The organism is Chelatococcus sp. KU-N122 (assembly GCF_055391085.1).
The window spans coordinates 6339728-6366002 of sequence record NZ_AP043981.1 but is presented as its reverse complement, the minus strand read 5'-3'; the positions used below and the strand labels follow the sequence as shown (position 1 = coordinate 6366002).

At 67.6% G+C, this 26275-nt stretch carries 22 protein-coding genes, 3 tRNA genes and 1 pseudogene; 22 read left to right on the top strand and 4 right to left on the bottom strand.

Annotation, left to right across the window (positions count from 1 at the left end):
- Positions 1–33: 33 nt before the first annotated feature.
- Entirely contained in the window at positions 34–372 is a 339-nt protein-coding gene (locus ACZ5PO_RS28935) for a P-II family nitrogen regulator (protein WP_464185664.1), read from the bottom strand.
- 220 nt (positions 373–592) lie between these two features.
- Between ACZ5PO_RS28935 and ACZ5PO_RS28930 the strand changes: the two genes are divergently transcribed.
- Positions 593–2092, top strand: a complete 1500-nt coding sequence (locus ACZ5PO_RS28930) for an NAD(P)H-hydrate dehydratase (protein ID WP_464185661.1) — start codon at positions 593–595, stop codon at positions 2090–2092.
- Positions 2093–2281: 189 nt separating this feature from the next.
- The gene (locus ACZ5PO_RS28925) at positions 2282–2635 is read left to right on the top strand and encodes a hypothetical protein (protein WP_464185659.1); all 354 of its coding nucleotides are present in this window, start codon (positions 2282–2284) and stop codon (positions 2633–2635) included.
- A 51-nt stretch (positions 2636–2686) separates the two neighbouring features.
- Here the strand turns inward: ACZ5PO_RS28925 and ACZ5PO_RS28920 are convergent, their stop codons facing one another.
- Positions 2687–4186: a multicopper oxidase family protein gene (locus ACZ5PO_RS28920; protein ID WP_464185657.1), complete on the bottom strand. Its 1500-nt coding sequence runs from the start codon at positions 4184–4186 to the stop codon at positions 2687–2689.
- A gap of 241 nt (positions 4187–4427) precedes the next feature.
- Between ACZ5PO_RS28920 and ACZ5PO_RS28915 the strand changes: the two genes are divergently transcribed.
- From ACZ5PO_RS28915 to ACZ5PO_RS28885, 7 genes are all read left to right on the top strand, one after another.
- A tRNA-Leu gene (locus tag ACZ5PO_RS28915) sits at positions 4428–4512 on the top strand.
- A 69-nt stretch (positions 4513–4581) separates the two neighbouring features.
- Positions 4582–5937: a trigger factor gene (gene tig, locus ACZ5PO_RS28910; RefSeq protein WP_464185654.1), complete on the top strand. Its 1356-nt coding sequence runs from the start codon at positions 4582–4584 to the stop codon at positions 5935–5937.
- A 345-nt stretch (positions 5938–6282) separates the two neighbouring features.
- Positions 6283–6906 carry an ATP-dependent Clp protease proteolytic subunit gene (locus ACZ5PO_RS28905; protein WP_464197092.1) on the top strand — a complete coding sequence of 208 codons (624 nt, stop codon included), beginning with the start codon at positions 6283–6285 and terminating at the stop codon, positions 6904–6906.
- Between the two features lie 304 nt (positions 6907–7210).
- Positions 7211–8473, top strand: a complete 1263-nt coding sequence (gene clpX / locus ACZ5PO_RS28900; protein ID WP_188608383.1) for an ATP-dependent Clp protease ATP-binding subunit ClpX — start codon at positions 7211–7213, stop codon at positions 8471–8473.
- A gap of 296 nt (positions 8474–8769) precedes the next feature.
- A complete protein-coding gene (gene lon, locus ACZ5PO_RS28895) occupies positions 8770–11196 on the top strand; it encodes an endopeptidase La (RefSeq protein WP_464185652.1) in 2427 nt (808 codons plus the stop codon).
- Between the two features lie 287 nt (positions 11197–11483).
- A complete protein-coding gene (locus ACZ5PO_RS28890; protein WP_464185651.1) occupies positions 11484–11759 on the top strand; it encodes an HU family DNA-binding protein in 276 nt (91 codons plus the stop codon).
- Between the two features lie 328 nt (positions 11760–12087).
- A tRNA-Val gene (locus ACZ5PO_RS28885) sits at positions 12088–12163 on the top strand.
- Between the two features lie 36 nt (positions 12164–12199).
- Here the strand turns inward: ACZ5PO_RS28885 and ACZ5PO_RS28880 are convergent.
- A complete protein-coding gene (locus ACZ5PO_RS28880; RefSeq protein ID WP_464185649.1) occupies positions 12200–13393 on the bottom strand; it encodes a GGDEF domain-containing protein in 1194 nt (397 codons plus the stop codon).
- Between the two features lie 229 nt (positions 13394–13622).
- Positions 13623–13699 (bottom strand) — tRNA-Asp (locus ACZ5PO_RS28875).
- A gap of 518 nt (positions 13700–14217) precedes the next feature.
- Between ACZ5PO_RS28875 and ACZ5PO_RS28870 the strand changes: the two genes are divergently transcribed.
- From ACZ5PO_RS28870 to nuoK, 13 genes and pseudogenes are all read left to right on the top strand, one after another.
- A complete protein-coding gene (locus ACZ5PO_RS28870; protein ID WP_464185647.1) occupies positions 14218–14583 on the top strand; it encodes an NADH-quinone oxidoreductase subunit A in 366 nt (121 codons plus the stop codon).
- Positions 14574–15155 (top strand): NuoB/complex I 20 kDa subunit family protein, encoded by a 582-nt coding sequence (locus tag ACZ5PO_RS28865; protein WP_464185646.1) that lies wholly within the window; start codon positions 14574–14576, stop codon positions 15153–15155. The genes ACZ5PO_RS28870 and ACZ5PO_RS28865 overlap by 10 nt, the downstream gene beginning before the upstream one ends.
- A 156-nt stretch (positions 15156–15311) precedes the next feature.
- Positions 15312–15929 (top strand): NADH-quinone oxidoreductase subunit C, encoded by a 618-nt coding sequence (locus ACZ5PO_RS28860; RefSeq protein WP_464185644.1) that lies wholly within the window; start codon positions 15312–15314, stop codon positions 15927–15929.
- A 78-nt stretch (positions 15930–16007) separates the two neighbouring features.
- On the top strand, positions 16008–17198 hold the full coding sequence (locus tag ACZ5PO_RS28855; protein WP_464185643.1) for an NADH-quinone oxidoreductase subunit D: 1191 nt from the start codon (positions 16008–16010) through the stop codon (positions 17196–17198).
- Between the two features lie 38 nt (positions 17199–17236).
- Positions 17237–18112 (top strand): annotated as a pseudogene (gene nuoE, locus ACZ5PO_RS28850) (NADH-quinone oxidoreductase subunit NuoE); the annotation flags it as partial.
- A gap of 1334 nt (positions 18113–19446) precedes the next feature.
- A complete protein-coding gene (nuoF, locus tag ACZ5PO_RS28845) occupies positions 19447–20748 on the top strand; it encodes an NADH-quinone oxidoreductase subunit NuoF (RefSeq protein ID WP_464197090.1) in 1302 nt (433 codons plus the stop codon).
- 3 nt (positions 20749–20751) lie between these two features.
- Entirely contained in the window at positions 20752–21120 is a 369-nt protein-coding gene (locus ACZ5PO_RS28840) for a bleomycin resistance protein (RefSeq protein WP_464185640.1), read from the top strand.
- 11 nt (positions 21121–21131) lie between these two features.
- Positions 21132–23234, top strand: a complete 2103-nt coding sequence (gene nuoG / locus ACZ5PO_RS28835; RefSeq protein ID WP_464185639.1) for an NADH-quinone oxidoreductase subunit NuoG — start codon at positions 21132–21134, stop codon at positions 23232–23234.
- An 11-nt stretch (positions 23235–23245) separates the two neighbouring features.
- Positions 23246–24298 carry an NADH-quinone oxidoreductase subunit NuoH gene (nuoH, locus tag ACZ5PO_RS28830; protein WP_464185637.1) on the top strand — a complete coding sequence of 351 codons (1053 nt, stop codon included), beginning with the start codon at positions 23246–23248 and terminating at the stop codon, positions 24296–24298.
- A complete protein-coding gene (locus ACZ5PO_RS28825; protein ID WP_464185635.1) occupies positions 24299–24553 on the top strand; it encodes a hypothetical protein in 255 nt (84 codons plus the stop codon).
- Positions 24554–24566: 13 nt separating this feature from the next.
- Entirely contained in the window at positions 24567–25055 is a 489-nt protein-coding gene (gene nuoI / locus ACZ5PO_RS28820; protein WP_464185634.1) for an NADH-quinone oxidoreductase subunit NuoI, read from the top strand.
- 194 nt (positions 25056–25249) lie between these two features.
- Positions 25250–25864, top strand: a complete 615-nt coding sequence (locus ACZ5PO_RS28815) for an NADH-quinone oxidoreductase subunit J (RefSeq protein ID WP_464185633.1) — start codon at positions 25250–25252, stop codon at positions 25862–25864.
- Positions 25865–25877: 13 nt separating this feature from the next.
- On the top strand, positions 25878–26186 hold the full coding sequence (nuoK, locus tag ACZ5PO_RS28810; protein WP_464185631.1) for an NADH-quinone oxidoreductase subunit NuoK: 309 nt from the start codon (positions 25878–25880) through the stop codon (positions 26184–26186).
- The last annotated feature ends 89 nt before the right edge of the window (positions 26187–26275 follow it).

Here is a 26275-nt window from a genome sequence, read left to right as displayed (position 1 = left end):
TGAAAAAAGGCCTGCGGACGCAGTTAACGACCTTCAGATCGCATCCGTGCCGGTCTCGCCGGTGCGGATGCGGATAGCCTCCTCGACCGTCGACACGAAGATCTTCCCGTCGCCGATGCGGCCTGTTTGGGCCGCGCGGCGAATGGCGTCAACGGCGCGCTCCACCAGTTCGTCGGCCAGAACGATCTCGAGCTTCACCTTGGGCAGGAAATCGACCACATACTCGGCGCCGCGGTAGAGTTCCGTGTGGCCTTTCTGACGGCCGAAGCCCTTGGCTTCGATGACCGTTATGCCCTGCAGCCCGATGTCCTGAAGTGCCTCTTTGACCTCGTCCAGCTTGAAAGGTTTGATGATCGCTTCGATTTTCTTCATGCGTAGCGCTCCTCCACGCTCAAGCTGACGGGCAATCACTGACGCTTTATGCATCGGCTGGGGACGCGTGGAAACGGGCAACTCGACCCGGCCCCGCAGGAAATGCATAATCGACGGGCCAAGAATTGCACAAATTGGCGCCAGACGATCAATACTTAATCAGATTATGCCGCATTCGGACTAGCGACGTCCGTCGCGGCGCTGCGCGAAAGGGCTGACGATGGGCCTCGAGCTCCTGTTGAACGCCGAGATGCGGCGCGCCGACGCGCTCACGATTGCCGGCGGCACGCCCGGCCGCACCCTGATGGAGCGGGCCGGTGCGGCGGTGGCCGTGGCCGTCGAGCGGCGTTGCGCGGCCGGCGACAGGGTTCTGGTTCTGTGCGGGCCCGGCAACAATGGCGGAGATGGCTTCGTGGCGGCCCGCCTGCTGGCGGCGCGTGGCTATCGCGTGACCCTGGCGCTGCTGGGCACCCTGGCGGCGCTGCGCGGCGACGCGGCCCTGGCGGCGGCCGACTGGACGGAACCGGTGGCGACGCCCGACCGGGTGGCGATCGAGGGGGCCAGCGTCATCGTCGACGCGCTGTTTGGCACCGGCCTCGGGCGTGACCTCGATGGCGAGGCCCTGGCCCTGGTCGAGCGGGTCAACGCCAGCGGTCGGCCCGTAGTTGCCGTCGACATCCCGTCGGGCATCAACGGCGACAGCGGCGCCGTCTGCGGCGCGGCCATCAAGGCGGTGCAGACCGTCACCTTCGCGCGCCGCAAGCCGGCCCATCTGCTGCTGCCGGGCCGGGTCTACTGCGGCGCCGTCGACGTGGCCGACATCGGCATCACCGACGCCACCGTCGCCACATGCGCAAGCGGCAACTTCGCCAACGCCCCGCCGCTCTGGCATGCCCACGTGCCGGTGCCCTCGATCGAGGGCCACAAATATAAGCGTGGCCATACGCTGGTGGTGTCCGGCGGCCCCACCGCCACGGGGGCGGCTCGCCTGGCGGCGCGTGCGGCGCTGCGCGTCGGCGCGGGATTGGTCACCGTCGCCGCGCCGCCCGAGGCGGTGATGGTCAATGCCGCGCATCTGACCGCGGTCATGCTGCGGCGGATGGAGGGCGCGTCGGGCCTTGCAGGCCTGCTCGACGATAGCCGCTTCAACGCGCTGCTGATCGGACCGGCCGCGGGCGTCGGCAAGGAGACCGAGGCGCTCGTCACGGTCGCTGGCGGCCGCCAGCGCCGCCTGGTCCTCGATGCAGACGCGCTGACGAGCTTCGCCGGCCGCGTGCCGGAACTGCGGCAGGTGATCGAATCATGCCGGCCGCAGCCTGTCGTCCTCACGCCGCACGATGGCGAGTTCGCCAGCCTGTTCAAGGCCGAGGACGAGGTCGTCAAGGCCCCGACGAAGCTCGAACGGGCCCGGCGTGCAGCCGCGCGGACCGGCGCCATCGTGGTGCTCAAGGGCGCCGACACGGTCATCGCGGCGCCGGACGGGCGAGCCGCCATCAATGAGAACGCGCCGGCCTGGCTCGGCACTGCGGGCTCAGGCGACGTGCTTGCCGGTATGATCGCGGGGCTGCTGGCGCAGGGCATGGACGGCTTCGAAGCCTCGGCCGCGGCGGTCTGGATGCACGGCGATGCAGCCACTATCTACGGCCTCGGGCTGATCTCCGAGGACCTTCCCGAGGTTCTGCCCAGAGTTCTCACGCGGCTCGCTGGCATGGTACCGTAGCCATGCGGGTCGCGCGAAGCACACGGCCGCGCGCGGTCTCTATGGTCCCCGGAGCATTTCCCGATCAGATGAGCTCATCTGAAAGGGACGGAAGTGCTTCCAGTTTCTTGAACCTGGAGGGCTTCCGAGCAGGAAGCGCTCCTGCGCCGCATGCCCTCACGGGGTGCTGCGCCAGCGTGTGGAGCTACGATGATCCGCATTCTTTCGCTTCCGGCTTGCGTGGCGCTCGGTCTGCTCGCCTGCGTGGCACCGGCGGCCGCTCAAACCATGCCGTCGACGCCGGGCTGGGACGGGCCGGCCGGCGCCGCTCCCGCCGATAACGCCGGTGCGACCAAGGCCGGTCAGGGCAAGGCCGCGCGGGGCAAGGCGGCCAAGCAGCGCAGCGCCCAGCGGGAGCCTGCGCCGGCACCGGTCGGCGGCCCGATGCGCAAGATCGATCGCAACGAGATCGACATGTCCGGCACCGGCACCGAGCGCGAGGGGCCGTCCTCGTTCCGGCCGATGCTGCGCAACGGTGGCGTCGGCTTCGGCACGGCGTTCTGAGGGCAGGGTTGCCGGCCTGAGGCAGCCTGTGGATGGCGCGCGCGGCGCCCGTCAGGTGACCTCGAACCAGCACGCAAGGCCGCTGCTCAACCGTTCCAGCACGGTGGAGCCGATCATCCAGCGCCCCGGTGCTTCGGCGATGAAGGCGATGCGCGCCGTGCCTCCGGGCGGCACCGGAATGGTGTCCAGCCAATAGGGCTCCCATCCGTCGTCGAGGTTGTGCAGCAGCCGCACGTGGTGGCCGTGGACGTGCATCGCCTGGAGAAAGGGGGTCCGGTTGACCAGCCCCAGGACGACGGGGCGGCCCGCCTTCACTGAGAGCACCGGTTTCTTCGCGGCGTCCGGCCACGAGACCTTGTTGACGGTCCAGGCGCGCGCCACGTCGGGCAGGGACGGGCGGGTGCCGGGTTGCAGCGTCGCCGGATCGAGCCCCCCTTCGATCACCAGCTCGGCGCGCGCCGCCGCCTGCAGCGCAATCGCCTCGGGCAGCCGGCCTTGCGGCAAGGCGGCCGTGGGGGCGCCGGCGAGCGGCGAGGGCGCGCCGGCGGTGGTCAACGTGAGCGCGGGAACGCCCGGCCCCAACGCAACCAGCACGGTGCCGGTCTGCCCGGATTGGCCGGGCGCGCCGACGGCGAGGTCCAGCCGGGTGCCGGGCACCAGGGAGATGGCGCCGCGCGCCGGCTCGAAGACCTCCGAGGGCTGGCCGTCGACGGCGATCACGTCGACCTTCAAACCCTCGAAGCGCAGCGTCAGGGGGCGGGCATTCGCCGCGTTGAGCACGCGCAGCCGCAGCCGTGCGCCCGGCGCCACCTCGAGCCGTTGCGGCGGCTCCTTGGAGTTGACCGTCAGCCAGTTGCCGAGGCGGCCGCCGAGACCGACTTCCGCCGCGTCGCCGAAGCTGGCCCGCACCTGGTCGGAGGCGTCGAGCGCCCAGTCGTCCAGCACCAGCCCGATATCGAGATCGAACGGCTGCGGCTTGGCCTCGTCGACGATGAAGAGGCCGTAGAGCCCCCGCTCGGTCTGTTCTGCGGCCAGCGCCGGAACCAGCGGGCGGTACCAGTAGGTGCCGGCATCCGGTGTCGGAAACGCAACCTCGAAGGTCGCGTCCGTGGCGATCGCCGCCTGGGTCAGGCCGCCGACCCCGTCCATCGCGTTCGGCAGGTGGACGCCGTGCCAGTGCAGCGTCGTCGGCTGCGTCAGCCTGTTGGTGAAGGCGAGGCGCAGGCTGCCGCCCTGCTTGGTCCGCAGGATGGGGCCGGGGACGGCGCCGCCGTAACACCAGACCTCCGTCTCGCGTGCCGGCGCCGGCTTGAGCCGAAGCGTGCCGGGCGCGGCAGCGAGGGCGCCGGGGCCGGCTGCGGGAGCCGCCGGCGCCGGTGCGGGCTCCGCCTTGGCCCCGCCCTCGTCCGGCAACACCTCCCAGCCCGCTTCGACGGCCTGCTGGGCACGGGCCAAGCCGGGTGGCGCGATCACCGTCGCGGCGATCCCGAAGGCGACCTGTCGGCGAGTGATGCCGGCCGATTGCACCCTCTGCTGCCGCTGTTCGTCCATGGGGATCTCCGCTGGCGCCCCGGTCCGGCGGACCTGGCCTGATCGAGGCTGCGTTTAACGTGCTTTGCTGGCGGCGGGGAGAGGTCCACCGCCGTTTCGCGTCGTGGCCCACGGATTGTGAACGAGGTGTGTCGAACGGCGCCGTTGCGGCTGCAATCGCCGCATTTTTTTGGTGCGGCCAGGCGCGGCATGATATAGAGCCCCGTCTTCGGCCATGGGGACGGCTCGCTGCTGTCCGCCGGCGGGCGTGGCGGAATTGGTAGACGCGCTGGATTTAGGTTCCAGTGATTAACCTCGTGGGGGTTCGAGTCCCTCCGCCCGCACCACACGCCGAGACGTTCCACACGAGACGTTTCTCATCCGAATCACGAGCGGCAGGACGTTAGAGTTTCATCATGCAGGCGACCCAAACCATTTCCGAAGGGCTGAAGCGCGAATACAAGGTGGTCGTGCCGGCGGCGGAACTCGAGGACAAGCTGTCCAGCCAGCTGTCCGGATTGAAGGACAAGGTCAAGATCAACGGCTTCCGTCCGGGCAAGGTGCCGCTGTCGCACCTGCGTCGCCTCTACGGCCGCTCCGTCATGGTCGACGTGGTGCAGAACACCGTGAACGAGGCCAACCAGCAGATCGTCTCCGACAATCAGCTCCGTCTCGCCATGGAGCCCAAGGTGAGCCTGCCGGAGGCGCGCGAGGACATCGAGGCGGTCATGGACGCCAAGGCGGACCTGGCCTACACGGTGGCGCTCGAGGTGCTGCCCTCCTTCGAGCTGGCGGACCTGTCGTCGGTGGAGGTGACGCGCGAGGTGGCCGAGGTATCGGACGCCGAGCTCGACGAGGCCTTGACCCGCATGGCCAAGCAGAACCGGGCGTTCACCGCCCGGGCGGAGGGCGAGGGCGCCGAAGCCGGCGACCGCGTCACCATCGATTTCGTCGGCAAGATCGACGGCGAGCCGTTCGCCGGCGGCACCGGCCAGGACATTCCGGTGGAGATCGGCTCGGGCTCGTTCATTCCCGGCTTCGAGGATCAGCTGATCGGCGGCAAGCCGGGCGACGAGCGGGTGGTCAAGGCCACGTTCCCGGACGACTACAACACGGCGCAGCTGGCCGGCAAGGCGGCGGAGTTCGATGTCACCGTCAAGGCCGTCGAGGTGCCGGGCGAGCTCAAGATCGACGACGATCTCGGCAAGGCCTTCGGCATGGAGAACCTGGAAGCCCTGCGCAATGCCGTGCGCGACCGCGTCGGCGTGGATTTTGCCGCCCAGTCGCGGCGCAAGCTGAAGCGGCAGCTGCTTGACCAGCTCGACAAGCTCTACTCGTTCGAGCTGCCGCCCACCCTGGTGCAGCAGGAGTTCGACGGCGTCTGGCAGGGCGTTGTCGGCGAGATGACGCGCGCCGAGCGCAGCTTTGCCGACGAAGGCACCACCGAGGAGGACGCCCAGGCCGAATATCGCAGGATCTCCGAGCGGCGGGTCCGCCTCGGGCTGGTCCTTGCGGAAATCGGTGACAAGGCCGATATCAAGGTCAACGACGACGAGATCACCCGGGCCCTGGTGGAGCGGGCTCGCCAGTTTCCCGGCCAGGAGAAGATGGTCTGGGAATTCTACCAGAAGAACCCCGAGGCCCTCGCCGAGATCCGCGCTCCGCTGTTCGAGGAGAAGGTCGTCGACCACCTGCTGACCCAGGCCAAGGTCGTCGACAAGGCGGTGTCGAAGGAGGAGCTGTTCACCGATGAGGAGGAGGCGAAGGCCTGACGGATGGCAGCCATCCGCTGACCTTTAGCACCTTTTTCACTATATGCCCATTTTTTAGGCCGACCCGCCATGGGGATGTGCTTATCTGATGGGCGATATGCCTAGAGCGTGCGCCGACGGCCATCCGAGCCTCTGCAGACGTGCGCTCACCCCTCCAGCCTGGAGTGCGGTCGTACGGCTTTGAAGGGTCTCTCACCTGTCGGGCATGTCTCGAAGCGCCGGCGGCCTTGGTGCGGCCGGCGCGCGGATCACGGTCTTGGTTTCGGCGCGGCCGGAGCCACATCATCGTGATCAGGGACAACAGATCCGGGGGTATCCCCGCGGCCGACTGGAGAGCACGTGATGATGAGAGACCCGCTGGACGTCTACGCCAACACGCTGGTGCCGATGGTCATCGAGACCTCGAACCGCGGCGAGCGGGCGTTCGATATCTACTCCCGGCTGCTGCGGGAGCGCATTATCTTCCTGACCGGCCCGGTCGAGGACTACACGGCATCGCTCGTCGTGGCTCAGCTGCTGTTCCTCGAGGCCGAGAACCCGAAGAAGGAGATCTCCTTCTACATCAACTCGCCCGGCGGCGTGGTGACGTCGGGTCTGTCGATCTACGACACCATGCAGTTCATCCGCTGCCCGGTCTCGACGCTGTGCGTGGGCCAGGCGGCATCAATGGGGTCGCTGCTGCTGGCAGCCGGCGAGGCCGGCCAGCGCTTCGCGCTGCCCAACGCGCGCATCATGGTGCACCAGCCGTCCGGCGGCTATCAGGGCCAGGCGACCGACATCCTGATTCACGCGCGCGAGATCGAAGCGCTCAAGCGCCGGCTGAACGAGATCTACGTCAAGCATACCGGCAAGACCATGGACAACATCGAGCAGGCGCTCGAGCGCGACAATTTCATGACCGCCGATGCGGCCAAGGAATTCGGCCTGATCGATCAGGTGCTCGACAAGCGCCCCGAGGCGGCCGCCTGAGGGCCGCAGCGGTTGCGTCGACGATGACGGCCGGGCCGACGCCGGTCGGTCGCTGTTCCGGGATCCCCGAAGGCTCCGGTGCGGCATGCGGTGGTGCGAGCACGGGACTGCGGCAAGCCGTCCCGCTCGCATTGATCATGATATGGCCGCATGTTTGCATGAGGACTCCCGTCTGCATCCTTGGGGATGGGGGAGGGGGTCACCCCTTTTCGGGAATGGCGCCCACTAGGCCTAGTCCTTACGATGACCATATGATGACGACGGGATCCATCGGATTCGATCCCTGTCGGATTGGAGACGGACCATGAGCAAGGCGACCAGCGGCGAAAGCAAGAGCACCCTGTACTGCTCTTTCTGCGGCAAGAGCCAGCATGAAGTCCGCAAGCTCATCGCCGGTCCGACGGTGTTCATCTGCGACGAGTGCGTCGAGCTGTGCATGGACATCATCCGCGAGGAGTCCAAATCGTCGCTGGTGAAGTCCCGGGACGGGGTGCCGACGCCGCGCGAGATCCGCAAGGTGCTCGACGACTACGTCATCGGCCAGGACCACGCCAAGAAGGTGCTCGCCGTCGCCGTGCACAACCATTACAAGCGGTTGAACCACGCGACCAAGCACAACGACGTCGAGCTTGCCAAGTCCAACATCCTGCTGGTGGGGCCGACCGGCTCGGGCAAGACGCTGCTGGCACAGACGCTCGCCCGTATCCTCGACGTGCCGTTCACCATGGCCGACGCGACGACGCTGACGGAGGCCGGCTACGTCGGCGAGGATGTCGAGAACATCATCCTCAAGCTGCTCCAGGCTTCCGACTACAACGTCGAGCGGGCGCAGCGCGGCATCGTCTACATCGACGAGATCGACAAGATCTCGCGCAAGTCGGACAACCCGTCGATCACCCGCGACGTGTCCGGCGAGGGCGTGCAGCAGGCGCTGCTCAAGATCATGGAGGGCACGGTCGCCAGCGTGCCGCCCCAGGGCGGCCGCAAGCATCCGCAGCAGGAATTCCTGCAGGTCGACACCACCAACATCCTGTTCATCTGCGGCGGCGCCTTCGCCGGCCTGGAGCGCATCATCACGGCCCGCGGCAAGGGCACGTCCATAGGCTTCGCCGCGACGGTGCACGCGCCTGAGGACCGCCGGACCGGCGAGATCTTCCGCGAGGTCGAGCCGGAGGATCTGCTGAAGTTCGGGTTGATTCCGGAGTTCGTCGGCCGCCTGCCCGTCATCGCCACCTTGGAGGATCTGGACGAGTCGGCGCTGCGCCGGATCCTGCAGGAGCCCAAGAACGCACTGGTCAAGCAGTACCAGCGGCTGTTCGAGATGGAGGACGTGGAGCTCACCTTCCACGAGGACGCGCTGACGCTGATCGCTCGCAAGGCGATCGAGCGCAAGACCGGTGCGCGTGGCCTGCGCTCGATCATGGAAGGGATCCTGCTGGAGACCATGTACGAGCTCCCGGGCCTCGATGGCGTCGAGCAGATCGTCATCGGGCCCGAGGTGGTCGAGGGCAAGGCCCGGCCGCTCTTCATCTATGCCGACCGCGCCGAGACGAGCGCGTCGGCCTGATCGCCTGCGGCCCTTGTGGCTCGCAGCAGGGCCGGCCGCGCGTTGCGGCCGGCCATTCCTTGAGACGAGTCGTAGCGGTCCGTTTCCTCAGTCCGATGTCGGGGCGCCGCAGGTCCGCTTGAAACGGCTACCGTGTAGGGCCACTTCAGGTCGACGCGACGACATCGGTACGCTCATTGCGAGGTGCCGGACAGCGTGCCGGCCGCAACCGTCACAGCACGGGGAGTGCGCCCGGCAATCCGCCCACTGGCCCGCCTGAAAGGGGGCGGTGGACGCCAAAGAAAGGACGTGGGTCCATGACCACCATGAAGCCTCGCCAACCGGCTGCCCCGGGGACGGTTTCCGACTATCCGATCCTGCCGCTGCGCGACATCGTCGTGTTCCCGCACATGATCGTGCCCCTGTTCGTCGGGCGCGAGAAGTCGATCCGCGCGCTGGAGGAGGTCGTCAAGACCGACCGCCATATCCTGCTGGCGACGCAGATCAACGCGGCCGACGACGACCCGGAGACGAGCGCGATCTACGAGATCGGCACGATCGCCAGCGTGCTGCAGCTGCTCAAGCTGCCCGACGGCACCGTCAAGGTGCTGGTCGAAGGCGCCGGCCGCGCCAAGATCAAGAGCTATCTGCGCTCCGACGATTTCTATGAGGCCACCGCCCAGGTGCTCGCCGACGAGATCGGCGACCGCGTCGAGGTGGAGGCGCTCGGCCGCTCGGTGGTGACCGAGTTCGAGAGCTACGTGAAGCTCAACAAGAAGGTCTCGCCGGAGGTCGTCGCAGCGGTCGGCCAGATCGAGGAGCCGTCGAAGCTCGCCGACACGGTCGCTTCGCACCTCGCCGTCAAGATCGCCGACAAGCAGGGCCTGCTGGAGACGCAGGCCGTGTCCGAGCGGCTGGAGAAGATCCTGTCCCTGATGGAGAGCGAGATCTCCGTCCTGCAGGTGGAGAAGCGCATCCGGACCCGCGTCAAGCGGCAGATGGAGAAGACGCAGCGCGAGTACTACCTGAACGAGCAGATGAAGGCCATCCAAAAGGAGCTGGGTGACGAGGACGGCCGCGACGAGCTGGCGGAGCTGGAGGAGAAGATCGGCGCCACCAAGCTCTCCAAGGAGGCGCGCGAGAAGGCCCTCGGCGAGGTCAAGAAGCTCAGGCAGATGTCGCCGATGTCGGCGGAAGCCACCGTCGTGCGCAACTACCTCGACTGGCTGCTCGGCATCCCGTGGGGCAAGCGGTCCAAGATCAAGAAGGATCTGGGCGCCGCGCAGCATATCCTCGACGACGACCATTTCGGCCTGGACAAGGTCAAGGACCGGATCGTCGAGTACCTGGCGGTGCAGCAGCGGGCCAACAAGCTCACGGGGCCGATCCTGTGCCTGGTCGGCCCTCCGGGTGTCGGCAAGACCTCGCTCGGCAAGTCGATCGCCAAGGCGACGGGACGCGAGTTCGTTCGCATGTCGCTCGGCGGCGTGCGCGACGAGGCCGAGATCCGCGGCCACCGGCGCACCTACATCGGCTCGATGCCCGGCAAGATCATCCAGTCGATGCGCAAGGCGAAGACGGCCAACCCGCTCATCCTGCTCGACGAGATCGACAAGATGGGCATGGACTTCCGGGGCGATCCGTCGTCGGCGCTGCTCGAGGTGCTCGATCCCGAGCAGAACCACACCTTCAACGACCACTACCTGGAGGTCGACTACGATCTGTCGAACGTCATGTTCGTGACGACGGCGAACACGCTGAACATCCCGCCGGCCCTGCTGGACCGCATGGAGGTGATCCGCATCGCCGGCTACACCGAGGATGAGAAGCTCGAGATCGCACGGCGCCACCTGATCCCCGAGGTCCTGACCAAGCATGGGCTGAAGGACGGCGAATGGTCGATCGACGATGCAGCGCTGCTCATGCTGATCCGCCGCTACACGCGGGAAGCCGGTGTGCGCAACCTGGAGCGCGAGATCTCGAACCTGATCCGCAAGGCGGTGAAGGAGATCGTGCTCACCAAGGCGAAGGGCGTGGCGGTCACGGTCGACAACCTGCCCGACTTCCTCGGCGTGCCGAAGTTCCGCTACGGCGAGGTCGAGGAGGAGGATCAGGTCGGCGTCGTGACAGGCCTGGCCTGGACCGAGGTCGGTGGCGAGCTGCTGACCATCGAAGGCGTCATGATGCCCGGCAAGGGCAGGATGACGGTGACGGGCAACCTGAAGGACGTGATGAAGGAATCGATCTCCGCGGCCGCCTCCTACGTGCGGTCCCGGGCGCTCGATTTCGGCCTCGAGCCGCCGCTGTTCGACAAGCGCGACATCCACGTCCACGTCCCGGAAGGGGCGACCCCGAAGGACGGCCCGTCCGCCGGCATCGCCATGGCGACGGCCATCGTCTCGGTCATGACCGGCGTGCCGGTGCGCCGTGATATCGCCATGACCGGCGAAGTCACGCTCAGGGGCCGGGTGCTGCCCATCGGCGGCCTGAAGGAGAAGCTGCTGGCCGCGCTGCGCGGCGGCATGAAGACCGTGCTGATCCCGGAAGAGAACGCCAAGGACTTGGTGGATCTGCCGGCCAGCGTGAAGAACGGCATGGAGATCGTCCCGGTCTCGCGCATGGACCAGGTGCTGGAGCATGCGCTGACCAAGACGCTGAGCCGGATCGAGTGGGATTCAGAGGCGCAGGTGGCGGCGACGCCCGTTGCCGGCGAGGACGACAGCTCGGGCTTGCTCGCCCACTGATTCCACCGCTGTTCGAGACGAGAGGGCTCCGGCTGCCTGCCGGAGCCCTTTTTGTCGTTTTGAGGGCCAAGAACCGTTGCATTTCTTGGGGTTCAGCGCACTTCGGGGGTTGCGCTCCCTTCCGCTTCAGGTCAAACGGGCATGTCGAACCGACTGTGCGCGTCGCTGCGCGCATCGGGACGCGGGCTTGATCGGCCGGTGGCAGATCCGCGCCGGCGCGTCGGGCCTTGGTGAGACGATTGGACGAATGCTGCCCACCCGCAGCCTTCGCAGTTGGAGGACGAGGAATGAACAAAGGCGATCTTGTTGCGGCCGTGGCCGACAAGGCCGATCTCAGCCGTGCTCAAGCCGGCGAGGCTGTCGAAGCGACGTTCGCAGCGATCACCAATGCGCTCAAGCAGGGCGAGGAAGTGAAGCTGGTCGGCTTTGGCACCTTCACCGTCGCCGATCGCGCGGCCGGCACGGCGCGGAACCCGCGGACCGGTGAGACGATCAACGTGCCTGCTTCGAAGGCGCCGAAGTTCAAGGCCGGCCAGGGTCTCAAGGACGCGGTCAACGGCTGATGAGGTTGGCGGAGCGGTTTACCCGCTCCGCACCCTTCCGCTTCGGTCGGGATGAGGGGCGCGGCCTTCTGATCGCGTTCCAAATGATCGGCTGTCGGCTTTTACGGCCGAGCCGCTCCCGTCGGTGGGCGTCGCCGGGCGTCATTACCCTGACTTCAGATCTCGCCAAGCATTCGCTGCGGTCCACCTCAGGGCCTGTCCCGGCGCGCGTCTTGCGCCGATCCGTAGGCCTGCGTAAACAGGCTGTGGGCGCGGCGCGACCGCCGGCCTGCACGATTGGCCGTGGCGAGGCCTTTGCAGCTTGGGTGGAATCAAGGGCGCGCGAAACGGGCGGTTAGCTCAGTTGGTAGAGCATCTCGTTTACACCGAGAGGGTCGGCGGTTCGAGCCCGTCACCGCCCACCATCGCCCCTGGCGCTCCGGCGGCGACCCATAATTGGATCAGAAGAACATTTCCGGCTGGTCATCCTCCCCGTCGCCGCTCGGCAGCAGCGAGGCGATGAGGGCGCGGTTGCGGCCGGTCCGCTTAGCTTCGTACAGGCTGGCGTCAGCGCGGCCGATCACCTCCCACAACGGCTCGCGCGCAGCGCGCTGGGCCACGCCGAAGCTGGCCGACAGCGCGCGCCCGTGCGGGCCTCGCAGGCTGGCGGCCGCCAGCGCCTGCCGGATGCGCTCGGCGAGGGCGTGAGCCTGTTCGGCACGTGCTCCGGGAACGACGATGGCGAATTCCTCGCCGCCCATCCGGCCGAGCACGTCCGCCTTGCGCACGTTCGCCTGGAGCAGCGCTGCAAACGACCGCAATGCCTCGTCCCCGGCGGCGTGTCCCAATTGATCGTTGACGTCCTTGAAGTTGTCGATGTCGGAGACGATGACGCTGATCGGGCCGTCGTCTCGATCGAGCGCGGCCAAGGCGGCGCGCTCGAAGCCGCGGCGATTGGGCAGCTTGGTCAGCGGGTCCGTCTCGCGCTCCTTCTCCAGGGAATCGATCAGGTCGAAGGCCGTGGCTCCCAGAATCGCCAGTGCCAGCGCGACGCCGAAGAAGCTCAGCGACAGATGCAGGGCATACCAGAACGGCGTCCTGGCGAATGCCGCGGCCGTGTGGGGCAGATCGGCGCTCGCGGTCAGCACCGTGCGGGGAAAGAAGTGCACTGCAAAGGCGAAGAAGACCCAGAACAGGATTCGGTCCGGGATGCTGCCGTGCAGCAGCTTCGTCAGCCGCAAGGCGGCCAGGAGCAGAATCAGGCCGAAGCCGAGGTTCTGGACGTAGACGCGGGCCAGCAGCGCGGGCTGGACATAGGTGAAGTACCAAACGAGGCCGAGCACGGCGGCGGAGGCTAGGCCGCTGAACCACAGGCCCGTGCGCAGGCCGGAGCGGCGCAGCAGCGCCTCGATCACCATCAGCACGGCCGCCGTATAGGGAATCGTCGCGACGACGGCGTTCAAGCGACCGCGTGGCACGCCGAAGACCTGCGAGCAGACCCCTAGCGCGAACAGCAGGCACGCCCCGGCGAACAGCAGCAGGTAGGAGCGCTTCCGGTCGAACGTCCAGGCACCGACAAAGCCGATAGCCATGATGACGATGACACCCGGTCCGATCAGGACGGCCGGGTTGGACGGGAGCACAGGCTGCCACACGGCCCGGCGCCCTTACGACGGCGCGGGGCACGCGGCCGCGCCCAACAGATTCGGCCCGCGTGTGCCGGTGGGGTCCACGTGCTTACGCCCCAAGCCGCTCCGCACTTGCGAGCGCAAGGCTGAGGTCATACTTGGAGAAAGAAAGCGATCGGATTGGCGATCAGCAGCCGACGCGCGCTGTTGCATCGGCCGTATGCCGGTTTCAACACGTCGTAAATCGTCGGGAATATGGCGGGAGTGACGGGGCTCGAACCCGCGACCTCCGGCGTGACAGGCCGGCGCTCTAACCAACTGAGCTACACCCCCGAGTGGGCCGAGGCCCCGTGGGAGCCAGTGCGTTTAAGGGGGCGTTCCGTCCGTGTCAAGCGGTGTTCGACACGACGAGCAGGGGCCTCAACAAGCGGCTCGAAATTCGGCTCGGGAGCAGGGTGGGGGCACGCCCGTGGGCGCAGAATCGCCGCCCACAAGGAGGCGGCCGCGACGTGCGCCGGTCATTTTCCGCAATTGTCGAGCCTGCGGCGCTCGGTCGCTTGCCAGGCACGGCAAACGGCCGCTACGCACCGGTGCACGACGGCGGCCGGCCACGACGACAACACGGCGGCGCCTTCGATGAGGGGGGCAGCGTCGATGGTGCGGGGCGGGAAGCCGCTTCCGGGGGAGCCACTTGCGCCCTCGGGAACCCTGGGATAAGCGTGCCTTCGCAGGTGCGAACTGTTCCAAGGTGGGGACGCGCTGGCGCCGAATTTTGCGGCCGCCATCGGGTCTTCATGCGGACCGGTTATCACCGAACGGCCTGATCGCAGGCGTGTTGGAAGGGGTGACGGATGCACGATTTGCTCGCCGACTACCTACCCCTCCTGATCTTCATCGGCGTGTCCCTGGTCATCGGGCTGGCCCTGCTCATCGCGCCCTTCGTCGTGGCCTATTCGCAGCCCGACGCGGAGAAGCTCTCCGCCTACGAATGCGGGTTCAACGCGTTCGATGATGCGCGCATGAAGTTCGATATTCGGTTCTACCTCGTTGCCATTCTGTTCATCATTTTCGATCTCGAAGTCGCCTTCCTGTTCCCGTGGGCTACGGCCTTCAAGGAAGTGGGGGTGTTCGGGTTCTGGTCGATGATGGCTTTCCTGGCCGTGCTGACCGTGGGCTTCGTCTATGAGTGGCGGAAGGGAGCGCTTGAATGGGATTGATCGAGAACCGCACGCCGGTCGTCGCGCCGGCGCCGAAGGGGATCATCGATCCAGGCACCGGCAAGCCGGTCGGCGCCAATGATCCGTTCTTCACCGGCCTCAACGACGAGCTGGCCGACAAGGGCTTCCTGGTCACGGCGACGGACGACCTGATCCAATGGGCGCGCACCGGCTCGCTCATGTGGATGACGTTTGGGCTGGCCTGCTGCGCTGTCGAGATGATGCAGGTGTCGATGCCGCGCTACGACGTGGAGCGCTTCGGCTTCGCGCCGCGCGCCAGCCCGCGGCAGTCGGACGTCATGATCGTCGCCGGCACGCTGTGCAACAAGATGGCCCCGGCTCTGCGCAAGGTCTATGACCAGATGCCGGAGCCCAGGTACGTCATCTCCATGGGCTCGTGCGCCAACGGCGGCGGCTACTACCACTATTCCTATTCGGTCGTTCGCGGCTGTGACCGGGTCGTTCCGGTCGACATCTACGTCCCGGGCTGTCCGCCCACGGCCGAGGCGCTGCTCTACGGCGTGCTCCTTCTCCAGAAGAAGATTCGTCGCACCGGCACTATCGAGCGCTGAGCACGACAGCATCGGTGCGGGATCGTGGCCGAGGGCGGAGCAGTCCGCCCGACTGATGACGGGCGGCGGGACAGGTGGTCCCGCCCCGCATGGTGAGATGCCTACGAGGCACCGTCCGATCGCGGACGGCACCTCCACGGCGCGAAGGGACGGATGATGGCAGAGGCAAGTGTCGACCTGGCCGCATACGGCGAGCAGATTGTCGCCGCGTGTCCCAATCTGGTTGCCGGCAGCGAGGTCGCGTTCGATCAGCTCTCGCTCCAGGCGACGCCGTCGCAGATCGTCCCGCTCATCGCGCACCTGCGGGACGACCCGACGCACGCGTTCATCTGTCTGATCGACATCTGCGGGGTCGACTATCTCGAGCGCGAGAAGCGCTTCGACGTCGTCTATCACCTGCTGTCGCCAAAGCACAACCGGCGCGTGCGAATCAAGGTCCAGACCGACGAGGCGACACCGGTACCGTCCATTTCCGCGCTGCATCCGGCGGCCGACTGGTTCGAACGGGAGGCCTACGACCTCTACGGCATCGTGTTCTCGGGCCATCCGGACCTGCGCCGCATCCTGACCGACTACGGCTTCGAAGGCCATCCGCTGCGCAAGGATTTCCCGCTGACCGGCTTCGTCGAGGTGCGCTACGACGACGAGCAGAAGCGCGTGGTCTACGAACCCGTGGTCTTGCGGCAGGAGTTCCGCCGCTTCGACTTCTTGTCTCCCTGGGAGGGCACCGACTACGTGCTGCCGGGCGACGAGAAGGCGGCCGCCAAGAGCTAGCGGGCGCGCCATGATCGTCGACGCCGGCCTCTATTCGCCACTCGCCACTCGGCTCTCGCCGCCGCAAGGACGCAGTTGATGGCAGAACATCAGCTCCGCAACTTCTCGATCAACTTCGGCCCACAGCATCCGGCGGCGCACGGCGTGCTGCGCCTGGTGCTGGAGCTCGACGGCGAGGTGGTCGAGCGGGTCGACCCGCATATCGGCCTGCTGCACCGCGGCACCGAAAAGCTGATCGAGTACAAGACCTACGCCCAGGCCGTGCCCTACTTCGACCGGCTCGACTATGTCGCGCCGATGAATCAGGAGCACGCCTTCTCTCTGGCAGTGGAGAAGCTGCTCGGCATCGAGGTGCCCCGCCGCGGCCAGCTGATCCGCGTGCTCTACGCCGAGATCGGCCGGCTGCTGTCGCACCTGCTCAACGTCACCACCTTCGCCATGGACGTGGGCGCGCTCACCCCGCCGCTGTGGGGCTTCGAGGAGCGCGAGAAGCTGATGGTGTTCTACGAGCGCGCCTCCGGCGCGCGCATGCACGCCAATTACTTCCGGCCCGGCGGCGTGCACCAGGATCTGCCGCCCAAGCTCATCGACGACATCTGGGACTTCTGCGATCCGTTCCTCAAGGTCTGCGACGACCTCGACCGCCTGGTGACCGGCAACCGCATCTTCAAGCAGCGCACCGTCGACATCTCGACGATGACGCTGGACGAATGCTGGGCGTGGGGCTTCTCCGGCGTCATGGTGCGCGCATCGGGCGCCGCGTGGGATCTGCGCAAGGCGCAGCCCTACGAGTGCTATGAGGAGTTCGAGTTCGACATTCCGGTCGGCAAGAACGGCGACTGCTATGACCGCTACTGCGTGCGCATGGAAGAGATGCGCCAATCGGTCCGCATCATGAAGCAGTGCCTGGAGAAGCTGCGCGCGGCGGACGGGCAGGGGCCCGTCTCCACACCCGACAACAAGGTCGTGCCGCCCCATCGCAGCCAGATGAAGCGCTCGATGGAATCGCTGATCCATCACTTCAAGCTCTACACCGAAGGCTACCACGTGCCGGAAGGCGAGGTGTATGCCGCCGTCGAGGCGCCCAAGGGCGAGTTCGGCGTGTATCTCGTGTCGGATGGGACCAACTCCCCCTACCGCTGCAAGATCCGCGCACCGGGCTTCGCCCACCTGCAGGCCATGGATTACATGTGCAAGGGCCACATGCTCGCCGACGTGTCGGCGATCCTGGGCTCGCTCGACATCGTGTTCGGAGAGGTGGACCGGTGACTGCCCGTGTCCGCATGCGCAAGGGACGAGCATAGGCCATGTCGGTTCGTCGACTAGCTCCTACCGAAATTCAGCCGCCGAGCTTCGCCTTCTCGGCCGAGAACGCCGTTTGGGCCGGCAGCCAGATCGCCAAATATCCCGACGGCCGGCAGGCTTCGGCGGTGATCCCGTTGCTGTGGCGTGCCCAGCACCAGGCTGGCGGCTGGGTGCCGCAGAAGGCCATCGAGCACGTCGCCGAGGTGCTCGGCATGGCCTATATCCGCGTACTCGAGATCGCGACGTTCTACACGATGTTCAACCTGGCGCCGGTCGGGCGCCATTTCGTCCAGCTCTGCGGCACCACGCCTTGCATGCTGCGCGGCGCGCAGGAGCTGAGGAAGCAGCTGATCGCCCGCATTGGCCCGGAAAAGACCGTCTCGGCCGACGGCAACTTTTCCTGGGCCGAGGTCGAGTGCCTGGGCGCCTGCTGCAATGCGCCGATGGTGCAGATCAACGACGATTTTTACGAGGATCTCACACCCGAATCGCTGAACAAGCTGCTGGATGACCTGGCGGCGGGACGGCCGGTGAAGATCGGGCCGCAAAACGGCCGCGTATCGTCGGAGCCCGAGGGCGCGATCACCACGCTGACCGACAGCACGCTCTACGACGGCTCGGTCGTCGGCGCCTGGCGCGCCCGGTTCGAGCAGGAGGAGAAGGCCAAGGCCGACGCCGCGGCAGCTGCGGCCGCCGCTCAGGCCGATGCCGCCAAGGCGCAGTCGGCAGCGACGCCTGCGCCGGCCGCTGCCCAGCCCGCCGCCACTGCTCCGGCGGCCGCAGCTGCAGCGCAGACGCCGGAGCCGGCTAAGCCGGGAAGCACCCGTCCCGAACAGAAGGCGTCCGATTCGCCGGCGGCGCGCGTGGCCGAGGGCCGGTCGCCAACGGCGCCGGCCGCTGCGCAAGCGGCGTCGGCGGCAACCCCGCCGGACCAGCAGGAGCGCGCCCGTGCCGGCGCGCCCGGCACAAGCGGTGCCGCAGCCTCCCCGGCCGCGCCCGCGGCCGGCCAGACCGCGCCGTCCCAGAGCGGCGCAGCCGCAGGGGGCGACGGAACCGCCGGCACGGCAGCCGCTGCGCCATCCCCGACCGGCATTGCGGCCGCTCAAGCCACGCCGTCCTCGGCAGCGGCAAGCGTGAGCTCGTCGGCCGCCGCTTCGGCGGCGTCGGCACCAGTCGACTCCGCCTCGACCTCAGCGCCGCCCGCCGGCGGCACGAGCCCTTCGGCGGCGACCACCGCTGTCCCGTCCGGAGCCGCGGCCAACGCCGGCGCGTCGGGCGCCACCCCGGCACCCGCGCAAAGCGGTTCGGCAAGCGCGCAGGCCGCGCCGTCGACAGGGGCTGCGAGCGCCGCATCGGCATCCGCCGCTCCGACGTCATCATCCAGCGCCGCGGCAACGGCCGATGCCGCGGCGACGGGCGCGACGGCATCAGCCGCTGCGGCATCGCCGACGCCTGTTCAACCTTCGGCCGCCGGCACGGCCCAGCAGGCGCTGGGTGTTGCCGGCATCCCGTCGGGGCCCGCCGGCCAGCCGGGCTCCAGCCGGGCCGTGCCCGCTGCCGCGCCTGCCACCACGGCTGCGGCATCGCCGGCGCCATCATCCGGCGTGGGCGCCGCAGCCGCTCCCGCAGTAAGCCAGGTTCCGGCCGGGTCGGGCGCGGCCGAGCCTGCCAGGTCGACGGCGACGCGGGCGGTCGCCTACGTCAACTGGGAGCCCGAGTTCACCGGGCCGGCGATGCGACTGTCGTCCGCCGGCGGCGAGCACATCGCCGGTGAGGCTTTTGCGTCACCGCAGGGGACTGCGGGTCGGCCGGCGGCGGACGCATCGGCGCGGACCACGCTATGGTCGCCCGCCGGCGTGTCCCATTGGCAGCCGGCCTTCGTCGGCGGCGCCACGGCCCCGCTGCCGGGCGCGCTGGTCTCGGACGAGCACAAGCCCGAGCTGCTGGACGAGCCCCGCGGCGACGGCCCTGATGACCTCAAGCTGATCTGGGGCGTCGGACCGAAGCTCGAGGCGATGCTGCACCGGCTGGGCGTCTTCCATTTCGACCAGATCGCGGTGTGGACGGAGCCGAACCTGCACTGGGTGGACCAGCACCTGGAGGCGTTCAAGGGGCGGGCCGTGCGGGAGCAGTGGGTCGAGCAGGCGAAGAAGCTCGCCACCGGCTGGCGGCCGCAAAACGACATTGGCGACAAGCCGAAGGGGTGATGGCCATGCTTTCCGACAAGGACCGCATCTTCACCAATCTCTACGGGCTGCATTCGCCGGGCCTGACGGAGGCGCGCAAGCGTGGTGCCTGGGACGGCACCAAGTTCCTGCTCGACATGGGCCGCGACTGGATCACCGACGAGATGAAGAAGTCGGGCCTGCGCGGGCGTGGCGGCGCCGGCTTCCCGACGGGGCTCAAATGGTCGTTCATGCCCAAGAAGTCGGACGGGCGGCCGAGCTACCTGGTCATCAACGGCGACGAGTCCGAGCCGGGCACCTGCAAGGACCGCGAGATCCTGCGCCACGATCCGCATCTGCTGATCGAAGGGGCGATGCTCGCCTGCTGCGGCATGGGCGCCCACGCCGCCTACATCTACATTCGCGGCGAATTCATCGCCGAACGCGAGGCGCTGCAGGCGGCCGTCGACGAGGCCTATGCCGCGAACCTCATCGGACCTAATAACATCCACGGCTATCCGTTTGATTTCTATGTCCATCACGGGGCCGGCGCCTACATCTGCGGCGAGGAGACGGCGCTGCTCGAGAGCCTCGAGGGCAAGAAGGGCATGCCGCGGCTGAAGCCGCCGTTCCCTGCCAACATGGGCCTCTACGGCTGCCCGACGACGGTCAACAACGTCGAGTCGATCGCGGTTGCCGGCACCATCCTGCGCCGCGGCGGCGCCTGGTTTGCCGGCATCGGCACGCCCAACAACACGGGCACCAAGCTCTTCTGCGTCTCGGGCCACGTGAACAAGCCCTGCAACGTGGAAGAGGCGATGGGCATCACCTTCCGCGAGCTGATCGACCGCCATTGCGGCGGCATCCGCGGCGGCTGGGACAACCTGCTCGCCGTCATTCCCGGCGGCTCGTCGGTGCCGCTGGTGCCGGCGGCGGACATCATCGACTGCGTGATGGACTTCGACACGCTGCGCAACATGAAAAGCGGCCTGGGCACGGCAGCTGTCATCGTCATGGACAAGTCGACCGACATCGTGCGCGCCATCGCCCGGCTGTCGTACTTCTACAAGCATGAGAGCTGCGGCCAGTGCACGCCGTGCCGGGAGGGCACCGGCTGGATGTGGCGGGTCATCAGCCGCATGGCCGAGGGCCGCGCCCAGAAGCGCGAGATCGACATGCTGCTCGACGTGACCAAGCAGATCGAGGGCCACACCATCTGCGCCCTCGGCGACGCGGCGGCCTGGCCGATCCAGGGCCTGATCCGTCACTTCCGCGGCGAGATCGAGCGGCGCATCGACAATTATGCTGCGAACCCGCACAGCGATCCCGTACTGATGGCGGCGGAGTAGGCCATGGCCGAGATCTTCGCCGCCCATCCGCTGTTCGCCTCGGCCGACATCCCCGCGTCGGCCCGCTGGTACAGTGACAAGCTGCACTTCAAGGTGCAGCTCGAGCGGCCCGACTACGCCGTCCTGGCGCGCGACGGCATCGAGATTCACCTGTGGCCGTGCGCGGATCGCAAGATCGCGGAGAACACGTCCGCCTACTTCCGGACCGACGACCTCGAGGCGCTGCACGCGTCGTTCGCGGGCGCGGCCGAGGGCGGCCGGATCTCGCCCCTGGCCGACAAGGAGTGGGGCATGCGCGAATTCTATGTATGGGACCCGGACGGCAATCTGCTGCGCTTCGGTGTCCCCAGCCTGCAGCCGAACGTCGCCTGAGGTTCAGCGAGATGCCAAAGCTCATCGTCGACGGCAAAGAGATCGAGGTTCCGGCAGAGCACACGCTGCTGCAGGCGTGCGAGGCCGCCGGCGCCGAGATTCCGCGCTTCTGCTTCCACGAGCGCCTGTCGATCGCCGGCAATTGCCGCATGTGCCTGGTCGAGGTGAAGGGCGGCCCGCCCAAGCCCGTGGCCTCGTGCGCCATGGGCGTGCGGGATCTGCGCCCCGGGCCGAACGGCGAGCCGCCTGAAGTGTTCACCAAGTCGCCCATGGTCAAGAAGGCCCGCGAGGGCGTGATGGAGTTCCTGCTCATCAACCACCCGCTGGATTGCCCGATCTGCGATCAGGGCGGCGAGTGCGATCTGCAGGACCAGGCCATGGCCTACGGCGTCGACACCTCGCGCTTCCACGAGAACAAGCGGGCGGTCGAGGACAAGTACATCGGCCCGCTCGTGAAGACGTCGATGAACCGGTGCATCCACTGCACCCGCTGCGTGCGCTTCACCTCGGAAGTCGCGGGCGTCGGTGATCTGGGAGCCATCGGCCGCGGCGAGGACATGGAGATCACGACCTATCTCGAGCACGCCATGGCGTCCGAGCTGCAGGCGAACGTGATCGACCTCTGCCCCGTGGGCGCGCTCACCTCCAAGCCCTATGCCTTCAAGGCGCGGCCGTGGGAGCTCGCAAAGACCGAATCCGTCGACGTCATGGACGCGGTCGGCTCCTCGATCCGCATCGATGCGCGTGGCCGCGAGGTGATGCGCATCCTGCCGGTCATCAACGACGACGTGAACGAGGAGTGGATCTCCGACAAGACGCGCTTCGTCTGGGATGGCCTCAAGACCCAGCGTCTCGACCGGCCGTACCTGCGTGACGGCGGCCGGCTTCGGCCGGCGACCTGGGGCGAGGCGTTCGGGCGCATCGCCGCCAAGGTCAAGACCGCCGCGCCGCATCGCATCGGCGCCATCGCCGGCGACCTCGTCGCCGTCGAGGAGATGTTCGCGCTCAAGCTGCTGATGGAGGCGCTGGGCTCGCCCAACGTCGACTGCCGCCAGGACGGAACGGTGCTGCATCCCCATCTCGGGCGCGCCAGCTACCTCTTCAACCCGACGATCGTCGGCATCGAGAACGCGGATGCCATCCTGATCGTCGGCAGCAATCCGCGCCGGGAGGCGCCCGTCCTCAACGCGCGCATCCGCAAGCGCTGGCGCCTCACGGGCGGCCTGCCGGTCGCCTATGTCGGTGAGGCGATGGATCTCACCTATCGGGCCGAACGCCTCGGCGCCGGCGCGCACACGCTGCTCGACCTGGTGAACGGCGCGCACAGTTTTGCCGAGGTCCTGAGCAAGGCCGAGCGGCCGCTGATCATCGTCGGGCAGGGCGCGCTCAGCCGGCCCGACGGTGCGACGATCCTGGGCCTCGTCGCCAAGCTGGCGCAGGCGACGGGCGCCGTGAAGGACGACTGGAACGGACTGGCGATCCTGCATACGGCGGCGGCCCGGGTGGGCGGGCTCGATATCGGCCTCGTTCCCGGGGAGGGCGGGCTCGACGCCCGCGCCATGGCGGCGGCGGGCGCCCTCGACGTGCTGTTCCTGCTTGGCGCCGACGAGATCGAGGTCGCTCCGGGCGCCTTCGTCGTCTACCAGGGCACGCATGGCGATCGCGGTGCGCACCGGGCGGACGTCATCCTGCCAGGGGCCGCCTATCCCGAGAAGTCCGGCCTCTTCGTCAACACCGAGGGCCGCGTGCAGCGCGCCGACCGCGCCACCTTCCCGCCGGGCGACGCCCGCGAGGACTGGGCTATCCTGCGGGCCCTGTCGGAGCAGCTCGGCCACCGCCTGCCGTTCGACGATCTGGCGGCGCTGCGGCGCCAGCTGATCCAGGCGAAGCCGCATTTCGCCGGCCTGGACGAGATCGCCCCGGCCGAGCCGCTCGACCTCTCGGCGTTGTCGGCCCTGACCGCGCTGACGGATTACGCGGGCATCTCCGACGCCCAGCCCTTGGCCAGCTCGATCCACGATTTCTATCTGACCAACCCGATCGCCCGCGCATCGGCCATCATGGCGGAGTGCTCGGCCCTGGCACGCGGGGACCTCCCGCTGGCAGCGGAGTAGGAGGCAATCCCATGGATTTCTGGAACGGCCTTCTCAACGTCCTGCTGATTGCGCTGCAAAGCGTGGTGCTGCTGGTCGTGCTGCTGCTGCTGACCGCCTACTACCTGCTCGCCGACCGCAAGATCTGGGCGGCGGTCCAGCTCCGCCGCGGCCCCAACGTCGTCGGCGCCTTCGGCCTGCTGCAATCGTTCGCCGACCTGCTCAAGTTCGTGCTGAAGGAGCCGATCATCCCGGCCGGCGCCAACAAGACGCTGTTCCTGCTGGCGCCGCTGATCACCGGCGTGCTGGCGCTATCCGCCTGGGCCGTCATCCCCGCGGCGCACGGCTGGGCGGTGGCCGACATCAACGTCAGCACGCTTTACATCTTCGCCATCTCCTCGCTCATGGTCTACGGCACGATCATGGCCGGCTGGGCCTCCAACTCCAAGTATCCGTTCCTGGCGGCGCTCAGGTCGACCGCGCAGATGGTGAGCTACGAGGTCTCGATCGGCTTCGTCATCATCACCGTGCTGCTGTGCGCCGGCACCCTGAACCTGACCCAGGTGGTGCACGCCCAGGAGACCCGCGGGCTGGCCTCGCTGATCGGCCTGCCGTGGCTGACGTTCCTCAACTGGTACATCTGGCCGCTGCTGCCGATGTTCGTCGTCTTCGTCATTTCGGCGCTGGCCGAGACCAACCGCCCGCCGTTCGACCTGGTGGAGGCGGAGTCGGAGCTCGTCGCCGGCTTCATGGTCGAGTATTCGTCGACCCCCTACCTGCTGTTCATGCTTGGCGAGTACATCGCCATCCTGACGATGTGCGCGCTCGGCACCATCCTGTTCCTGGGCGGCTGGTCGCCGCCGATCGCGGTGCCGCCGTTCACCTGGATCCCAGGCGTCATCTGGTTCCTGCTGAAGCTGACGCTGATGTTCTTCATCATCGCCATGGCCAAGGCGATGGTGCCCCGCTACCGCTACGATCAGCTGATGCGGCTCGGCTGGAAAGTGTTCCTGCCGCTGTCGCTCGCCATGGTGGTGCTGGTCGCGGCGTTCCTGCAGCTGACCGGGTTCGCTCCGGCGCACTAGATGGACGTATTTTCGCCGGCGTCGCTCACGGGCGCCGGGATCGGGCTGGCAATGGGCGTGATCCAATACGGGGTCGCACGTGTTGTCATCGACAGGATCATCGAGGAGGCGCGCTCCGAAGAGGGGCCGGCCGAAGATGAAGCGGATTTCCGGCGGAGGCTTGAGCTGATGCGCAGGCGGCTGCTGGTGGGATCGATCGTCGTGCTGCCGGTTTCGGGCTTCGTGCTCGGCCACCTCGTCGGCGCGCATCAATGAACGGAGAGGGACCATGTCACTCCGACAGAGCATATCGTCGCTGTTCCTGATGGAATTCGCGTCGGCCTTCGTGCTGTCGATGCGATATTTCTTCCGGCCCAAGGCGACGCTCAACTATCCCTTCGAGAAGGGACCGGTTTCACCCCGTTTTCGCGGCGAGCATGCCTTGCGCCGCTATCCCAACGGCGAGGAGCGCTGCATCGCCTGCAAGCTGTGCGAGGCGATCTGCCCGGCTCAGGCGATCACCATCGAAGCGGGGCCGCGCCGCAACGACGGGACGCGGCGGACGACCCGTTACGACATCGACATGGTGAAATGCATTTATTGCGGCATGTGCCAGGAGGCGTGCCCGGTGGACGCCATCGTCGAGGGGCCGAACTACGAGTTCGCGGTCGAGACCCGCGAGGAGCTCTACTACGATAAGGAAAAGCTCCTGCGGAACGGCGACCGCTGGGAACGCGAGATCGCGCGCAACATCGCGATGGACGCGCCCTATCGCTGACGGGTATCGCCTGCCGCCCGAATCAGGTGCGGCGCAAACGCAACACGGCCGGGACTTCCGCTTGGACGGATGTTCGAGGCTGGTATAGAGGGCGCGCTTGGAACGCGGGTCCGCTTCGGCGCCGATCAGGCCCGGGCGGGCAGCCGGTTCTGGGGCACACATGCCGTCCGCTGGGCGGCCGAGGGTGAAGACGGATGACCGGCGCAGCAGTGTTCTTCTACCTCTTCTCGGCTGTCGCGATCGCCTCCGCGTTCATGGTGATCGCGTCACGCAATCCGGTTCATTCCGTCCTGTTCCTGATCCTCACCTTCGTGAACGCCGCCGCCTTGTTCATTCTCCTGGGCGCCGAGTTCCTGGCCTTCATTCTCGTCGTGGTCTACGTCGGCGCGGTCGCGGTGCTGTTCCTCTTCGTGGTGATGATGCTCGACGTGGACTTCACCGAGCTGCGCCAGGGCTTCCTGCAATACATGCCCGTCGGCGCGCTGATCGGCATCGTCTTCCTGGCGGAGCTGGTGCTGGTGATCACCACCTACCTGATCGATCCGCAGCTGACGCGAACGGTGACGGCGCCGATTCCGCCCGCCGATCAGGTGTCCAACACCGCGGCGCTCGGCCGGGTGCTCTACACCAACTATCTCTTCTATTTCCAAGGCGCAGGGCTCGTGCTGCTGGTGGCGATGATCGGCGCCATCGTGCTGACGCTGCGCCACAAGCCCAACGTGCGGCGCCAGGACATCACCCGGCAGGTGGCCCGCACGCCGGCGACCGCCATCGAAGTGCGGAAGGTTCCCTTCCGCCAGGGCATTTAGGGGAGGCGGTGCCATGACCATCGGCCTTGGCCATTACCTCGGCGTCGCTGCCGTGCTGTTCACCTTCGGCGTGTTCGGCATCTTCCTCAACCGGAAGAACGTCATCGTCATCCTGATGTCGATCGAGCTCATCCTGCTCTCGGTCAACATCAACCTGGTCGCCTTCTCCACCTTCATGGGCGACATCGTCGGCCAGGTGTTCGCGCTGCTGGTGCTGACCGTCGCAGCGGCGGAGGCGGCCATCGGCCTTGCCATCCTCGTCGTATTCTACCGCAACCGCGGCTCGATCGCGGTCGAGGACATCAACATGATGAAGGGCTGAGCGCGGCCTCGCGATCGGCGCCTTTCCGACGACCGGCCCGCCCGCGGGCCCCCGGCCAGACGCGCGCCCCGGCGTGCGGATGGCGCACA

Bases quoted from the DNA above. Each gene is read 5' to 3' on its own strand.
- ACZ5PO_RS28935 (WP_464185664.1), bottom strand. From the start codon at position 372: ATGAAGAAAATCGAAGCGATCATCAAACCTTTCAAGCTGGACGAGGTC.
- ACZ5PO_RS28930 (WP_464185661.1), top strand. From the start codon at position 593: ATGGGCCTCGAGCTCCTGTTGAACGCCGAGATGCGGCGCGCCGACGCG.
- ACZ5PO_RS28925 (WP_464185659.1), top strand. From the start codon at position 2,282: ATGATCCGCATTCTTTCGCTTCCGGCTTGCGTGGCGCTCGGTCTGCTC.
- ACZ5PO_RS28920 (WP_464185657.1), bottom strand. From the start codon at position 4,186: ATGGACGAACAGCGGCAGCAGAGGGTGCAATCGGCCGGCATCACTCGC.
- tig (WP_464185654.1), top strand. From the start codon at position 4,582: ATGCAGGCGACCCAAACCATTTCCGAAGGGCTGAAGCGCGAATACAAG.
- ACZ5PO_RS28905 (WP_464197092.1), top strand. From the start codon at position 6,283: ATGAGAGACCCGCTGGACGTCTACGCCAACACGCTGGTGCCGATGGTC.
- clpX (WP_188608383.1), top strand. From the start codon at position 7,211: ATGAGCAAGGCGACCAGCGGCGAAAGCAAGAGCACCCTGTACTGCTCT.
- lon (WP_464185652.1), top strand. From the start codon at position 8,770: ATGACCACCATGAAGCCTCGCCAACCGGCTGCCCCGGGGACGGTTTCC.
- ACZ5PO_RS28890 (WP_464185651.1), top strand. From the start codon at position 11,484: ATGAACAAAGGCGATCTTGTTGCGGCCGTGGCCGACAAGGCCGATCTC.
- ACZ5PO_RS28870 (WP_464185647.1), top strand. From the start codon at position 14,218: ATGCACGATTTGCTCGCCGACTACCTACCCCTCCTGATCTTCATCGGC.
- ACZ5PO_RS28865 (WP_464185646.1), top strand. From the start codon at position 14,574: ATGGGATTGATCGAGAACCGCACGCCGGTCGTCGCGCCGGCGCCGAAG.
- ACZ5PO_RS28860 (WP_464185644.1), top strand. From the start codon at position 15,312: ATGGCAGAGGCAAGTGTCGACCTGGCCGCATACGGCGAGCAGATTGTC.
- ACZ5PO_RS28855 (WP_464185643.1), top strand. From the start codon at position 16,008: ATGGCAGAACATCAGCTCCGCAACTTCTCGATCAACTTCGGCCCACAG.
- nuoF (WP_464197090.1), top strand. From the start codon at position 19,447: ATGCTTTCCGACAAGGACCGCATCTTCACCAATCTCTACGGGCTGCAT.
- ACZ5PO_RS28840 (WP_464185640.1), top strand. From the start codon at position 20,752: ATGGCCGAGATCTTCGCCGCCCATCCGCTGTTCGCCTCGGCCGACATC.
- nuoG (WP_464185639.1), top strand. From the start codon at position 21,132: ATGCCAAAGCTCATCGTCGACGGCAAAGAGATCGAGGTTCCGGCAGAG.
- nuoH (WP_464185637.1), top strand. From the start codon at position 23,246: ATGGATTTCTGGAACGGCCTTCTCAACGTCCTGCTGATTGCGCTGCAA.
- ACZ5PO_RS28825 (WP_464185635.1), top strand. From the start codon at position 24,299: ATGGACGTATTTTCGCCGGCGTCGCTCACGGGCGCCGGGATCGGGCTG.
- nuoI (WP_464185634.1), top strand. From the start codon at position 24,567: ATGTCACTCCGACAGAGCATATCGTCGCTGTTCCTGATGGAATTCGCG.
- ACZ5PO_RS28815 (WP_464185633.1), top strand. From the start codon at position 25,250: ATGACCGGCGCAGCAGTGTTCTTCTACCTCTTCTCGGCTGTCGCGATC.
- nuoK (WP_464185631.1), top strand. From the start codon at position 25,878: ATGACCATCGGCCTTGGCCATTACCTCGGCGTCGCTGCCGTGCTGTTC.